Consider the following 14,679-nt stretch of genomic DNA (forward strand, 5'->3'; position numbering starts at 1 on the left):
AATGACTCAGATTGTCGGTTCGTTATCGCACATTACAGCTGCAAACGCAGAGGCTGCAGAACCGCAGGCGACGTTCTAAAAAATGTTAGCGCTGGCGCAGAGTCCAGTAGCCGCCCCATAGCCGTGTGGCGGTGGTGATCAGGCACGCGGCGGCAAACAGGCTGGCCAGCAGTGGGAACGCCTCCGGAAACAGGCAGAACAGTACCAGCGCGGCAACGGTCTCGGTGCCTTCGGTTAAACCCTCTAAGTAGTAAAAAGCTTTTTGAGGAAAGTTAGGGCGCTCTACTTGGCGGGCTTTGGCGGCAATGGCAAAGGCCAAAAACGACGTGCCGGTGCCAATAAACGCAAACAGCAGCAGCGCGGCGGGTAGGGCATTGTGCATCGGGTTCGCGAGTGCAAAACCGAGCACCACTGCCGCATAAAAGACAAAGTCGAACCCAATATCCAGAAAGCCTCCCGCGTCGCTTTGCTGGCCGCTCAGGCGTGCCAAGGCACCGTCGACCCCGTCTCCCAAGCGATTGAATACGACCGCGGCCAACGCCAACCCATACTGTTCGAACGCCAGCAGCGGTAGGGCGCAGATGCCAACGATAAAGGCCGCTAGAGTGACTTGATCTGGGGTGATTGTTCGATGGTGCAAGGCGTGAGCCAGATAGCGAAGCGGTCGCTGGGTCAGCGGCATGGTAAAGCGGTCTAACACAATGATATCTCCGTAAAAGGTGGTTCGGTTTAATGTTAGTGGCTACTAATTATTTCGACTAAAGTGGTTAGACTTTGGTTGTAATTGCCGCCAATTTACTGGACTAATGGCCTATTGCAGTGAATAAAGGGCACCCTAAAAGCCAGCGGCGCTGGCAAAAAATGCCATAGGGACAGCTAAGTCCTGAGCCCTTTCGTTCACCCTGACTGCGAGCGGTACTTCCATAATGCGCAGAACTGCCACGATGACGCTGTGGGATCAGCTTTGGCACTCCCACGACCAAGTTAAAAATCTCCTGATGTGTGCGTTGCCGACCTCAAGTGCTGGTGGCTCCTCATCCCGAAGTGACTCCCATAAGACCCAGGGCAGCGGCGGCCATTCGCCCCGTCCGCCCGCGTATAGTACGGCACAGAAAATCGGCTTGGTGCTGGGCCCTTTGCTGTTTGCATTGGTCGTGATGTTTTTCCATCCCGCCGACTTGAGCTTCGAAGGGCGCATGGTGCTGGCAACTACTTTATGGGTGGCGGTGTGGTGGATTACCGAGGCCATTCCTATCCCGGTGACGTCACTGCTGCCGATTATCCTGTTACCGATTACCGGAGCGTTGGAGAGTGGCGCTGTAACGGCGGCGTACGGTAACCCGATTATTTTCCTGTTCCTGGGCGGCTTTATGATCGCCTTGGCAATGGAGAAGTGGGATCTGCACAAGCGCATCGCGCTGTCGATTATCTCCTTGCTAGGCACCAGCATTAACAGCATCGTGTTTGGCTTTATGGCGGCCACGGGCTTCTTGTCCATGTGGGTATCCAATACCGCTGCCGTCATGATGATGCTGCCCATTGGCACCGCCATTGTCTACCAGGTGACCCAGGAGCTGAACAAAACCGAAGGAGATCACAGCGACGAGATTGATAAGTTCAGTAAGTCGCTGATTTTTGGCGTGGGCTACGGGGGCACCATTGGCGGTTTGGGCACGCTCATTGGCACGCCGCCGAACATTATCCTGGCTGCGATTGTGAACGAGCTGTTTGGGATTGAGATCTCTTTCGCTAGCTGGATGATGTTTGCTTTCCCGGTGGTTGTCTCGCTGCTGGTAATCGGCTGGGTGATGCTCACACGCTTTATTTATCCGATTAAACTCGCCAAGCTGCCGGGCGGCCGTGCGCTGATCCGCAAAGAAAAAGAAGCGCTGGGGAAGATCTCCTTCGAAGAGAAGGCGGTACTCGGTGTGTTCCTGTTCGCCGCGTTTTTCTGGATTACCCGCTCGTTCCTATGGCAGGGGCAGATCCTGACGATCCCCGGCATTAACGACACCATGATTGCGATTACCGCCGCCGTGGCGCTGTTTCTCATTCCTTCTCCCAACAAAGGCGGCTGCCTGCTGGGGTGGGATGTGGCCAAAGACGTACCGTGGGGCATCTTGCTGCTGTTCGGCGGCGGCTTGGCGATTGCGGCGGGCTTTGGCTCGTCGGGCCTAGCTTCCTGGATTGGCGGCCAAATGAGCGTGCTGGAAGGCGTCAACTTCCTGCTGGTGATTCTGCTGGCGACCGGCATGGTGCTGTTCTTAACCGAAATCACCTCCAATACAGCCACGGCCACCATGATCCTGCCGGTATTGGCGTCGCTGGCGCTGGCGCTGAATATTCACCCGTTCGTACTGATGGTGCCAGCGGCCATGGCGGCTAACTGCGCCTTTATGCTGCCAGTGGGCACGCCGCCCAACGCGATTATCTTCGCCACCGGCAAAATCAAAATCATCGAGATGGTGCGTAACGGCTTTTGGCTAAACATCATTGCGATGTTCCTGATTGTGGCGGCGGTCTACTTTCTGTTACCGGTGCTTTGGGGCGTTGATCTCACCACTTACCCGGACGCGTTTAGGGACTAACCTAGATTAAATTTACGTGGTTAGCATTAAGCCCCCGTCCTGCGATGGGGGCTTTTTGTATGCGGCTTACAGCGCGAAACGGCGTGCTGGGGCGGGTTGGCGACCTTTCGACAAACGGCAGGGATTACCTATAGTGGCTTGAGGGACTTCAACACGCAGACACAACCCCAAAGGAGACCGGCAATGGAACTGCTCGAAAATGTCCGCGACTATCTGCAAAAGCACGCTTTAAAACTCGCCACCGCCGAGTCCTGCACGGCTGGGCTGATCGTGTCGGAACTGGCGCGGGTTCCCGGCAGCGGCCAATCAATAGATTGCGGCCTGGCCGTGTACTCCCCTAACGCGAAGCAGCGCTCCTTTCGGTGAGCGAGCATACGGTGGATCGCCGCGGATTAACCAGCGAAGCCACCTCCAAGGAGATGGCGCTGGGGGCGCTGACCAACAACGATGCCAACGTGGCCCTGGCCAATACTGGCATTGCCGGGCCAGAGCCCCACGATGGCATTCCGGTAGGCACGGTATGTTTTGCCTGGGCGTTTCGCCACGAGCAGCAGTACTACCTGATATCCGAGACGCGGCGCTTTTCCGGTGACCGCAACGAGGTGCGTTTGGCCGCCGCCCACTATGCGCTGATGCGCCTGCTGGAGCACCACGCCGCCGTGGTAGAGGGGCAGGTGAGTGCCATCGCACATCAAGCCAATCAGGCCCATATCCAGACAGCGCTGCAGGTATCGCCCACCCTTGACCCACAGCAGGAAGTAGAGCGTCGAGTGGCATTTTTATATCGCCAGCTAGTGAGCACTGGGCAGAAGAGCCTGGTGCTGGGCATTAGCGGCGGTGTCGATTCCACCGTTGCCGGGCGGCTGGCGCAGCTAGCGGTAGAAAAAGCCCGCCAAGAGGGAGTCGAGGCGCACTTCTACGCCATGCGCTTGCCCTACGACACCCAGCAGGATGAAGAAGACGCCCACCAGGCGCTGGCGTTTATCCAGCCGGATAACGTACTGACGGTCAACATCCAAGCGGCCAGCGATGCGCTGTTGGCCTCGCTTGAAGCCGGTGGGCTGGGCTTTACTGACGCCCATCAGCGGGATTTCGTGCTGGGCAATATTAAAGCGCGCCAGCGGATGGTGGCCCAGTACGCTGTAGCAGGGGCTAACGCAGGGTTAGTGGTAGGCACCGACCAAGCGGCCGAAGCGTTAATGGGCTTTTTTACCAAGTATGGCGACGGTGCCTGCGATATTGCGCCGCTCACCGGGTTGACCAAAGCCCAGGTGCGGCAGCTCGGCGCTGTGCTGGGCGCGCCGGAAGCGCTGGTGGAAAAACAGCCCACCGCCGACCTGGAAACTCTCAAACCACAGCCCGCCGACGAAGAAGCGCTGGGGTTTAGCTATGCGGATATCGATGCCTTTCTGACCGGCGAGCAGATCAGCGAGGGCGCCCGTGCCACCATTATTCAAACCTACCAGCGCTCGGCGCATAAGCGTCAGCTGCCTATCACCCCTTAAACGCTAGCGTCGCGGTGTCAGGTTGTTATGATGCAGCTAATTTTTCTGTATCGAGCCTGTCATGCGATTACTTCATACCGCCGATTGGCATTTAGGGCGGCTGTTTCACAACCTTTCCCTGCTGGAAGACCAGCGCCATGTGTTGCAGCAGTTGCTGGAGATCATCGACCGCGAGCAGGTGGATGCCGTGCTGGTGGCGGGCGATATTTACGACCGCTCGGTGCCTCCGGCAGCGGCGGTCACGCTGTTGGATGAGACCTTGGGCGAGCTGTGCGAGAAGCGTGGCCTGCCGGTCGTGATGATTTCCGGTAATCACGACGGTGCCGAGCGGCTGGGGTTTGGCGCACGCCACCTGTGCCAAGCGGGGCTGCATATTCTCACCGACCTAGCCACCTGCGACCAGCCGGTCACGCTCACGATTGGCGATGACACGGTGGATATCTTCGGCATCCCCTACGCCGACCCGGAGTACGTACGCAGCGAGTTTGGCGAAGACGTGCGCGACTTCGACAGCGCCCACCGCTACCTGCTGGAGCGCATTGAGGCACAGCGCCAGCCGGGCCGCCCGACGCTACTGATGAGCCACTGTTTTGTGGATGGCGGAACCGCCAGCGACTCCGAACGCCCGCTCACCCTGGGCGGAGCGGAAAGCGTGGCGTGGGATCCCATGCAGGGTTTCGACTACGTGGCGCTGGGCCATCTTCACGGCCCCCAAATTCGCGGTGGCGAGCATATTCGCTATAGCGGCTCGCTGCTGAAGTACAGCTTTTCCGAAGCCACCCAGCGCAAAGGCGTCACCCTTGTTGAGGTGGGCAGCGAAGGCGTCACCCAAATAGCCCACCATCCGCTGCTGCCCCGTCGGGACGTGCGCGTGCTAGAAGGTGAGCTGGCTCAGCTGCTGGCCCAAGGGGCCGCTGACCCCCACGCCGATGACTATCTGCTGGTGCGCCTCACCGACCGCCACGCTATTCTCGACCCCATGGGCAAACTGCGGGAGATCTACCCCAACGTGCTGCACCTGGAAAAGCCCGGCATGCTGGAAGCAAAAGGCCGCCAGCAGCTAGACCGCGAGCGGCTTGCGTTCAGCGCGCTGGATATGTTCAGCGACTTTTTCGCTCAAACCAGCGGCGAGCCAATGAGCGACGCGCAGGCCCGTGCCATGAGCGAGTTGATCACCACCCTTAGTCGCGAGCAGGAGGGCCAGGCATGACGCCATTAACGCTGACCATGCAGGCCTTTGGCCCCTTTGCCGGTAGCGAAACTATCGACTTCACCGCGCTGGGCAGAAGTCCGCTGTTTCTGATTAACGGCCCCACCGGCGCGGGCAAAAGCTCAATCCTCGATGCGATTTGTTTTGCCTTGTACGGCCAGACCACCGGCAACGAGCGGGACGCCGTTCAAATGCGCTGCGATCAGGCGGATGCTTCTCTGCTCACCGAAGTCAGCCTGACGTTTCGCCTGCGTGATGCCATGTATCGGGTGCGCCGAGTGCCTCTGCAGGAGCGTCCCAAAGCCAGCGGCGAAGGCACAACGACACAAACTGCAGAAGCCCAGCTGTGGCGACTCACTCCAGAAGGCGAGGAGGACGAGTGCCTAGTGGCGCGAAAGGTCACCGACGCCACGGCCGAGCTGCAAGCGCTAATAGGCCTAGACGCCAATCAGTTTCGTCAGGTGATGGTGCTCCCCCAGGGTAAGTTCCGCGAACTGCTGCTGGCAGGCTCCAAAGAGCGCGAAGTCATTTTCTCCCAGCTGTTCCAAACCCAGGTGTTCCAGCGTATCGAAGAGCGCCTGCGCACTCAGGCCAATCAAATCGAGCGGGCGGTGAGCGATCATCGCCAGCATATCAATGGCATTCTTGCCGGGGGGGAGCTTGAGAGCGAAGCCGCGTTGGCGCAAGAGCTGGAGTCGCTCACCCCTCAGGTGGGCCAGTCGCGTGAGCGCTTTGAAACGGCGCAGCAGCAACGCCGCCGCGCGGAACAGCAGCGCGATGAAGCCCTGGCGCTGCAGCGCCAATTTGAGGCCCGTGACGCACTGGCTGCCGATAAAGCTCGCCATCTTGAGCAGCGCGGCGAGGTCGAAAACAGCCAGTTACGGTTAGCGCAAAGCGCCCATGCCCAAGCGCTGCGCCCCCAAAAAGCCACTTTAGACCAAGCGCAGCAGGCGTTGGCCACCGCTCAGGCGGAACAACACCAGGCGCACGCGGCGTTAACGACGCAGCGCACTAGCGCTGAACAGGCGCAGCAGGCGTTAGAATCGGCGCGCCAACGTCAGGCAGAGCTTCCTGAACTTAGGGAGCGGCACCGTCAACTGGGAGAGTTTATCCAAAAGAGCCAGCAGCTCAGTGAGCTGCAGCGGCACTTTCAAACGTCTCAGACTGCCTGGCAACAAGCCGATGAGGCGCTTAAGCGCGATGAGCAGCAGCTAGATGGCATTCGCCAGCAGGGCGAAGCCATTGGCGTTCACCTGGAACGCTTGCAGAGTGAGTTTCAGCAACTGGCGAGCGCCCCCGCTGAGCTAAGCCGCCATCACCACCTGCTAGCCCTGCGCCAAGAGCTGGATGAACTCACCCAGCAGCGCCAGGCGTTGATCACGCAACAGCAGCAGGCTAAAAACGCGCTCAGCCACCAGCAAGGCGAGACCGAGCGTGCCGAACGCTACGCCACTGAGCAGGAGATGCGTTGGCACCAGGGCCAGGCCGCGCTGTTAGCGCTGACCCTTGAGCAGGATGCCCCCTGCCCGGTATGTGGAAGCCTGGAGCATCCCGCCCCAGCGATAAATCGCGCCGAGTTGGTCACCCAGGCTCAGGTGGAAGACGCTAGAACGGTGCAAGAACAGGCGCGCCAGGCACTGCAACGTGCAGAGCGTCACCACCATCAGCTCACTCAACACATCGACAGCCACACCGAGCAGGCTCAGCGGCTTACCCAGCAGTTGGGGGAGTGGGCTAGCCAGCCGCTGCTTGCATTACAACAGGCCTATGAAAACCTGCGCCATCAGGTACAGCGCCGGGAGCAGGTTGAGGTTGAGATTCGCCAGCAAACCGCTGCCCGGGAGTCGCTGCGACGTGAGTGGGGCACGCTGGATAAGCAGCTCAAAGCCCAGCGTCCTGAGGTGGAAAAGGCGAAAGAGAGCGCGTTACGCCTAGAGAGCCAGCGTGATCAGTTGAGCCAGTCGCTGCCGGAAGATGCCCGTTATCCTGAGGCAATGCGCCAAACCCTGGCTGAGCTGGAGCAGCACATCGCCCAGCTTGAAAAGGCCTGGGAGAGCGCCCAGCAAGCGCTTTCGACTAGCCAGACCCAACTGGCGCGGGCAGAAGAGCAGTTACGCGGGGCGAACGAGCGGGTCGAGCGTAGCGAGCAGTCGCTTCAGCAGGCTCGCGCCGAGTGGCAGGCCGCGCTGCAGGCTAGCCCCTTTGGTGATGAGGCGGAATATCAGGCCGCCCAACTGAATGATGCCCAGCGGCAAGAGCTGACGCATCGGGTGGAGGCGTATCAACGCCGCTTGGCCGAGCTTGAGGGCGCGCTAGAGAATTACCAAACCCAGCTGGCGGAAAAAACGCCGCCGGATCTCGCCGCACTGACTGCCCAGGCTGAAAGTGCACAGGCTCAAGAAAACAGCCAGCTAGAGACCTGGCGGCAACTGGATGGGCGATTAACCACGTTGCAAAACATTCACCAAAAGCTGGCGGCTGCCCACGCCTCCCAGGCGGAGCTGGAAGCCCAATACCAGCTGTGGGGCACGCTGAGCGATGTCGCCAACGGCCGCACCGGCCACCGCATCAGCCTGCAGCGCTTTGTACTGGGCGTGCTGCTGGATGATGTGTTGATTCAAGCGTCTGAACGTTTGGTGCGCATGAGCCGTGGGCGCTACCAGTTGGTGCGCCGGGAAGACCCCTCTAAAGGCAATAAAGCGTCTGGCTTAGAGCTAGACGTGGCTGATACTTACACAGGCAAAAATCGCCCGGTGGCCACGCTCTCTGGAGGGGAGTCGTTTATGGCGGCGCTGTCGCTGGCGCTGGGACTTTCTGATGTGGTGCAGGCCTACGCGGGTGGTATTCAGCTCAATACGCTATTTATTGATGAAGGCTTTGGCAGCCTGGACCAAGACGCCTTGGATCAAGCCATTGCCATGCTGAGCGAGTTGCAAATGAGCGGCCGCATGATTGGGATTATTTCCCACGTCAGCGAACTCAAAGAGCAGATGCCGGTTCGTATTGAGGTGAGCGCTAGCCGTCATGGCAGTTCGGTCGCGGTGAAAGGGGCGCTGAGCTAAGCGCTAGCGCGGGGTTAATTCATGCTGCATTCATGTAGCATGCGTTATAACAAGGGTTAAACGACCCGCGTTCGACCCGTCGAATGAATGTTTATTGAGGAGTGCAAGGATGAACGCAAGCAAAATTCTACAGCAGCTGATGAGCCAGGCCAGTGGTAGCAAAGGCAGCAGCGGCGGCATGGATGTCAAAGGCGTGATTGATGAGCTCTCCCGCCATTTAGGCGGTAACAGCAGCCAAGGCACGCGTCAAAGCAGCGGTTCCAGCGGTTTTGATGTGAAAAGCCTGCTGGGCGGCGGTGCCATGGGCATGCTGGTGGGTTCCAAACGTGGCCGCAGCATGGGCGGTAAAGCGTTGAAATATGGCGCGATTGCGGGTGTGGGCATGCTGGCGTGGAAAGCGTGGCAAAGCTCTCAGGAAAAGAAAGGAGCGGCGACCCAATCCTCATCAGAAGGCGAGCGCGTCGAGGTGCTGAGCGGTGAGTATCAAGAGCGCCGCAGCCTGGAGCTGTTGCAGGCAATGATCATGGCCGCCCGTGCGGATGGTCATATCGATGAGCAGGAGCAGGCGCTAATCACCGATCAGATTGATGCCCTAGGCGCGGATCAGGAGATGCACCGCTGGGTGGAACAGCAGTTAAAAGCACCGCTGGATGCCCAGGCACTCGCCCGTGAGGCGGATTCCCCCCAGGCGGCCCGCGAGATGTACCTGATCAGCGTGGCAGTGATTGACGACCAAAACCCCATGGAGCGGGCATGGTTGGATCAACTCGCCAGCGCGCTAAACCTAACGCCAGAGATGGCGGCAGAGCTTGAACGTCAGGCACAGCAGGCTGGCTAATGTTCGATACGATTAATTTTTGGCTAGCGACCGGCTTTGGGCTAGGGCTAGCGCCCGTTGCGCCAGGCACCTTTGGTTCATTGATTGGCTTGCCGTTGGCGTGGTGGCTCTTGGGTCGCCCGACCGGGCAGCAGGCTGCCATCATCGCGCTGATGCTGGTGGCCGCGGTGCCGGTGTGTCATATCGCGGCGTGGCACTACGATGGTTTGGATCACGGTAGCATTGTCGCCGATGAGTACGTCGCCTTCCCGCTGGTAGTGCTGGGGCTAACAGCCGCTCGCCATCCGCTGGTACTGGCCTTGGCGTTTGGCGTCTACCGCTTCTTCGATGGCTTGAAACCGCCACCTATTCATTTAGCGGAATACGTTAACGGCGGGTTGGGCATTGTGTTGGATGACGTGATTGCCGCGCTGGTAAGTTGGCTGGTGGTGGCACTGTTGGTGACGCTATGGCAGCGTCGGCAGCAAAAACTCGCCTAACGCCACTTTTAAAATGCGCCACTCATAAAAACGCCGCAGGTCGTGAAACGACACTGCGGCATTTTTATGGATTAGCCCATCGTGAGCCGATGGGCTTGGTGATGTTAGCTTTGCACCACAATCACCGATTTCGCGTTGACGAACTCGTGCATGCCAAAGCCGCCGTGCTCACGGCCATAGCCTGAGTCCTTCACGCCGCCAAACGGCATTTCAGGCGTTGCCACACCAAAGCCGTTGATAAACACCATGCCGGTATCGAAATACTTGCTGGCAAGCTCGGTGGCGCGCTTCACATCTTTGGAGATGATGCCGCCGCCCAGGCCATAACGGCTGTCGTTGGCGATGCGCATGGCGTCTTCATCATCTTTGGCGCGAATCAACGCGGCAACCGGGCCAAACAGCTCGTCGTCGTAGGCGGGCTGTCCGGGGGTGACATTATCCAGCACGGTGACCGGGTAGAACGCCCCTTTACCTTCCGGTTTCTCACCGCCGCAGAGGATTTTCGCGCCTTTACGCACGCTCTCTTCCACCTGCTCGTGAAGGCCGTCGCGAAGATCGACACGGGCCATCGGGCCTAGGTCACTATCTTCTTTGGTCGGGTCGCCCGCTTTCAAGTCCTTCATGCGCGCCACGTAGCGCTCTTTGAACGCTTCGTAGTTTTTCTCGGTGACCACGAAACGTTTTGCCGCCACGCAGGTTTGGCCGCCGTTAAAGACGCGGCCAGTGACGCAGGTATTCACCGCCACGTCCAGGTCGGCATCGTCCAGCACCAAGTAGGCATCGTTGGAGCCCAGCTCCAGTACGGTCTTTTTCAGATGCTCGGCGGCTTTAGCAGCCACTTTGCGGCCAGCGCCGTCGCTGCCTGTCAAGGTCACGCCACGCACGGCTTTATGGGCGATAACAGTGTCGGAGACATCATGAGAAATGACGAGCGTACGGAAAACGTTTTCCGGCAGGCCCGCTTCGCGGTAGATTTTTTCCAGCAGCAGGCCGCTGCCCGTTACGTTTTCAGCGTGTTTTAGCAGTACGCTATTACCCGCCATGATATTGGCGATGGAGTAGCGCACCACTTGGTAAGCAGGAAAGTTCCACGGCTGAATGCCGTAAATCACGCCCATGGGGGAATAGGTAACAATACCGCGCTCGCCGTTACCGGGTTTACGCTCTTCATCGGCCAGCTTGGTGGGGCCATGTTCGGCGGTGTAATCACAAATACCGACGCAAAGATCCACTTCCTGGCGCGCTTGCGAGGGCAGCTTACCCATCTCTTTAACCATTAGGTCGGCAAGCTCTTCTTTATGCGCGTTCATTGCTTCGCCAATGGCTTTCACCACCTTGGCGCGGTGCTCGAGCGGTTTGAGCCGCCAATCCAGAAACGCCTCATGACTGGCCTCGACTACCTGCTTGGCCTGGCTTTCATCCATCAGCGCATAGGTCTCAAGCGTTTCGCCGGTGGTCGGGTTCACTGTCGTAATGCTGTTGCTCATAAGATCTCCTATCTTTAGATCAACGGGGCGTTTAATCAGATAGAGCAGTCCTTTAGCCGACTGGTCTATTAATGCTGACTTTCTACCTTAGTAGATAAATGGCGTTTTGCCCAAATGAATGATTCGCCATTACATAAAGCTTCTGATGGGGCAGGGCGCATTGGAAATCGTTCCATAAAAAAACGCCAAGGCGAATCAACCGCCTTGGCGTTTTGAGGCTAACGGGGTGAGATTACTCGAAAGTAGGACCGCCCGCTTCTTCGCCCCATACCTCTTCCAGACGATCATCCCGACCGCAGCTTAGGCGGTAGAATTTGTAGCGCAGCGGATTTTTTTCATAGTAATCCTGGTGGTACTCCTCTGCGGTCCAAAACTCGCTGGCGGGCAGGATGTCGGTCGTGATCTCTTGATCAAATCTGGCTTCCATCTCAGCTTTTGAGGCTTCCGCTAATTCCCGCTCTTCATCGTTGCTGTAGAAGATGGCCGAGCGGTACTGGTCACCACTATCGCAAAACTGACGGTTAACGGCGAAGGGGTCTATGTTGCGCCAGAAAATCTCCAACAGCTGTTCATAGCTAATCTGGCTGTCGTCATACTCGATTTGTACGACTTCAATATGGCCAGTGCCGCCCCGGGAGATTTGCTCGTAAGTGGGGTTTTCAAGCTCGCCGCCCATGTAGCCTGAGATAGTGGCACTCACGCCCACCTGTTTATCGTAAGGAGGCTCCATACACCAGAAGCAGCCGCCGGCAAAGGTGGCTTCTGCATTGGACTGCGCTTGGAGTGATGCGCTCGCAAAACCGGCAGCGGCCATCACGCACAGGGTTAAGGGGCGAATATGGGGAAATCGGATCATTGCAAACACTCCGGTGGAGGTGGCGAGTCAAAGCTCGTTATTGAGTCCATTAGTGTCGAGAGGTTCCGCTTCCTTACAGCGACCTTAGACGATGCGGCCACACCGTATCGAGGGTGTCTAGTGCGGCTTTAATCGTGGGCTCGGTGGCGCGGTCGCTGCGCCAGATCAGGCTTAATGCGCAGGGCAGGCGAACGTTGTCTGCCACCGCCAAGCCGCTCTCTTGGCGTTCGGCCATGGCTAGCGCGTCTCGCGTTAGGCTCAGGCCCACGCCTGCACGTACTAAATCCAGCATACACGCCTCTTGGTCGACCTGTGCAACACGGTTCGGGGTCGCGCCGCTATCAGCTAGCGCTCGCTTGAGTAGCCGGGAGTGCGCTGACACAGTGGGGGTCACAATCCAGGGCAGTTGCGCAAGCGCCTCCCAGCGGGTGTCGGCAAGTTTGGCTTCCCAACCCGGCGGTGCCACCACGTGGTAGTGGAAGTGGGTTAACTCCCGCCACGCCAGGGCGCTATCGCCGGTGCCTTCGCCGGGCGGGGCGAGAAAAAAGCCCACATCCAACTCCCCTTGCTCCACGTTGCCCAATACGCTGCCGCTCATGCCGTGGTGCAGCTCGGTTTCCAGCTGTGGCGCACGGGCCATCAAGCGGCTGAGAAAATCGCCCAAGCGAATAAATTCCGGGTCAACAATGGTCCCAATGCGCAGCTTGCCCCGCAGCGTGCTGTGTAACGCGCTGGCGCTCTGCTCAAAGGCCAGCGCGCTGGCCAGGGCATTTTCAGCGGCCGGTAGCAAGGCGTAACCATCGGCAGTCAGCGTTAACCCTTGTGGGCGGCGGGTAAACAGCGTTAGGCCCAGATGCAGCTGTAGCTGCTTCAACTTTAGGCTAACCGCGGGCTGGGTCAGATGGAGCTGCTCGGCCGCCTTTGAGACGCTGCCGGTGTGGGCAACGGCCACAAAGGCCCGCAGCGTGGCGTACTCCTGCATAGTGGTGAACCTTCATTGTTATGTTATTAGCAAAGCTTATATCTGGGTTAAAAATTACTCAATTGCTTGGCCTGTTAGGCGGGGTAGTCTAGTGATCATCCTCCGATCACTTAAGCTTTTGTTATAAAGGTAGCGACAATGACAACCAACGCCATCCATCATTTTATTAACGGCCAACGCAGCGAAGGCGCCTCCGGCAGCGCCCAGGATGTCTTCAACCCTGCCACTGGGCAGGTCACTGGCCGCGTTGCCCTGGCTTCGGCCGCTGATGTGGACACCGCCGTGCAAGCCGCCCAGGCGGCATTTCCAGCCTGGGCCGATACGCCGCCTATTCGCCGCGCTCGGGTAATGTTTAAATTCCTGGAGCTGCTGAACGCCAATAAAGATGCCCTGGCCGAAGCAATCACCAAAGAGCACGGCAAGGTATTTACCGATGCCCAGGGCGAAGTGGCACGGGGTATTGATATTGTCGAGTTTGCCTGCGGTATTCCCCAGCTATTAAAGGGTGATTACACCGAGCAGGTTAGCACCGGCATCGATAACTGGACCGTGCGCCAGCCGCTGGGCGTGGTCGCTGGTATTACGCCGTTTAACTTTCCGGCGATGGTGCCGATGTGGATGTTCCCCATCGCCATTGCCGCCGGTAATACTTTCATTCTCAAGCCCAGCCCGCTGGACCCTAGCGCCTCGCTGATGATCGCGGATCTGCTAACGCAGGCAGGCCTGCCCGATGGCGTGTTCAACGTGGTGCAGGGCGATAAAGACTCCGTTGAAGCGCTGATCGACCACCCTCACGTTAAAGCGCTGTCGTTCGTCGGCTCCACGCCGATTGCCAACCTGATTTACGAGCGCGGGGCTAAGCACGGCAAACGCGTGCAGGCACTGGGCGGGGCGAAAAACCATATGGTCGTGATACCAGACGCCTATCTGGATAAAGCAGTGGATGCGTTAATTGGCGCAGCCTACGGCAGTGCGGGCGAGCGCTGCATGGCGATTAGCGTGGCCGTGCTGGTCGGCGATGTGGCCGATAAAGTCGTGCCGATGCTCACCGAGCGGGCCAAGGCGCTGAAAGTCAAAGATGGCATGCAGCTGGATGCAGAAATGGGGCCCATCGTGACCCGCCAAGCGCATCAGCGGATCACCGGCTACATCGAAAAGGGCGTGGCAGAAGGCGCTCAGCTTATTGTCGATGGGCGCGAGTTTGATAGCACTCAAGCGGGCGAGAGCTGTGCTGACGGCTTCTGGATGGGCGGCACGCTGTTCGACCACGTCACGCCGGAGATGACTATCTATAAAGAGGAGATCTTTGGCCCGGTGCTGGTATGCGTGCGCGTGCCGGATGTGGCGACCGCCATTCAACTGATCAACGACCATGAGTTTGGCAACGGCGTGAGCTGCTTTACCGAAAGCGGCAGCGTCGCCCGTGAATTTGGCCGCCGTATTCAGGTGGGCATGGTTGGCATCAACGTACCGATTCCGGTGCCCATGGCGTGGCACGGCTTTGGCGGCTGGAAACGCTCGCTGTTTGGCGATACTCACGCGTATGGCGAAGAGGGTGTGCGCTTCTACACCAAACAGAAGTCGATCATGCAGCGCTGGTCGGACTCCATCGACGCGGGTGCAGAGTTTGTGATGCCGACGGCGAAGTAGCGCCTGACCGTTACGGGAGCCA

11 protein-coding genes and 1 pseudogene are annotated in these 14,679 nt (G+C 58.8%); 8 read left to right on the forward strand and 4 right to left on the reverse strand.

Annotated features, from left to right (window positions below; genetic code table 11):
- Window positions 1-85: 85 nt before the first annotated feature.
- Window positions 86-700 (reverse strand): CDP-alcohol phosphatidyltransferase family protein, encoded by a 615-nt coding sequence (locus ACIGG6_RS07235; RefSeq protein WP_399843525.1) that lies wholly within the window; start codon window positions 698-700, stop codon window positions 86-88.
- Window positions 701-944: 244 nt separating this feature from the next.
- Between ACIGG6_RS07235 and ACIGG6_RS07240 the strand changes: the two genes are divergently transcribed.
- The 7 genes and pseudogenes from ACIGG6_RS07240 (at window position 945) to ACIGG6_RS07270 (ending at window position 9,682) form a co-directional block, all read left to right on the forward strand.
- Complete coding sequence (locus tag ACIGG6_RS07240) at window positions 945-2,588, forward strand: SLC13 family permease (RefSeq protein WP_399843724.1); 1,644 nt, start codon at window positions 945-947, stop codon at window positions 2,586-2,588.
- A gap of 183 nt (window positions 2,589-2,771) precedes the next feature.
- Window positions 2,772-3,175: pseudogene (locus ACIGG6_RS07245) on the forward strand (CinA family protein); the annotation flags it as partial.
- Window positions 3,176-3,220: 45 nt separating this feature from the next.
- Window positions 3,221-4,093, forward strand: a complete 873-nt coding sequence (gene nadE / locus ACIGG6_RS07250; protein WP_399843727.1) for an ammonia-dependent NAD(+) synthetase — start codon at window positions 3,221-3,223, stop codon at window positions 4,091-4,093.
- A 61-nt stretch (window positions 4,094-4,154) separates the two neighbouring features.
- Complete coding sequence (locus ACIGG6_RS07255; protein WP_399843527.1) at window positions 4,155-5,303, forward strand: exonuclease SbcCD subunit D; 1,149 nt, start codon at window positions 4,155-4,157, stop codon at window positions 5,301-5,303.
- Window positions 5,300-8,365 carry an AAA family ATPase gene (locus tag ACIGG6_RS07260; RefSeq protein ID WP_399843529.1) on the forward strand — a complete coding sequence of 1,022 codons (3,066 nt, stop codon included), beginning with the start codon at window positions 5,300-5,302 and terminating at the stop codon, window positions 8,363-8,365. Before ACIGG6_RS07255 ends, ACIGG6_RS07260 begins: the two co-directional genes overlap by 4 nt.
- Before the next feature lie 109 nt (window positions 8,366-8,474).
- A complete protein-coding gene (locus ACIGG6_RS07265) occupies window positions 8,475-9,203 on the forward strand; it encodes a tellurite resistance TerB family protein (RefSeq protein ID WP_399843531.1) in 729 nt (242 codons plus the stop codon).
- Window positions 9,203-9,682: a phosphatidylglycerophosphatase A gene (locus tag ACIGG6_RS07270; protein ID WP_399843533.1), complete on the forward strand. Its 480-nt coding sequence runs from the start codon at window positions 9,203-9,205 to the stop codon at window positions 9,680-9,682. Before ACIGG6_RS07265 ends, ACIGG6_RS07270 begins: the two co-directional genes overlap by 1 nt.
- Before the next feature lie 104 nt (window positions 9,683-9,786).
- On the opposite strand, the gene ACIGG6_RS07275 is transcribed toward ACIGG6_RS07270, so the two are convergent.
- The 3 genes from ACIGG6_RS07275 to ACIGG6_RS07285 all read right to left on the reverse strand — a co-directional run bounded on the left by ACIGG6_RS07275 (window position 9,787) and on the right by ACIGG6_RS07285 (window position 13,007).
- A complete protein-coding gene (locus ACIGG6_RS07275) occupies window positions 9,787-11,169 on the reverse strand; it encodes an NAD-dependent succinate-semialdehyde dehydrogenase (protein ID WP_399843534.1) in 1,383 nt (460 codons plus the stop codon).
- A 232-nt stretch (window positions 11,170-11,401) separates the two neighbouring features.
- Window positions 11,402-12,025 (reverse strand): peptide-methionine (S)-S-oxide reductase MsrA, encoded by a 624-nt coding sequence (msrA, locus tag ACIGG6_RS07280; RefSeq protein ID WP_399843537.1) that lies wholly within the window; start codon window positions 12,023-12,025, stop codon window positions 11,402-11,404.
- 73 nt (window positions 12,026-12,098) lie between these two features.
- A complete protein-coding gene (locus ACIGG6_RS07285) occupies window positions 12,099-13,007 on the reverse strand; it encodes a LysR family transcriptional regulator (protein ID WP_399843539.1) in 909 nt (302 codons plus the stop codon).
- A 138-nt stretch (window positions 13,008-13,145) separates the two neighbouring features.
- Here ACIGG6_RS07285 and ACIGG6_RS07290 point away from each other — a divergent pair, with 138 nt between their 5' ends.
- Window positions 13,146-14,657, forward strand: coding sequence for a CoA-acylating methylmalonate-semialdehyde dehydrogenase (locus tag ACIGG6_RS07290; RefSeq protein ID WP_399843541.1), 1,512 nt, complete (start codon window positions 13,146-13,148; stop codon window positions 14,655-14,657).
- The last annotated feature ends 22 nt before the right edge of the window (window positions 14,658-14,679 follow it).

Origin of the sequence: Vreelandella lionensis (assembly GCF_044543515.1) — a bacterium.
Lineage (GTDB): Bacteria > Pseudomonadota > Gammaproteobacteria > Pseudomonadales > Halomonadaceae > Vreelandella > Vreelandella lionensis.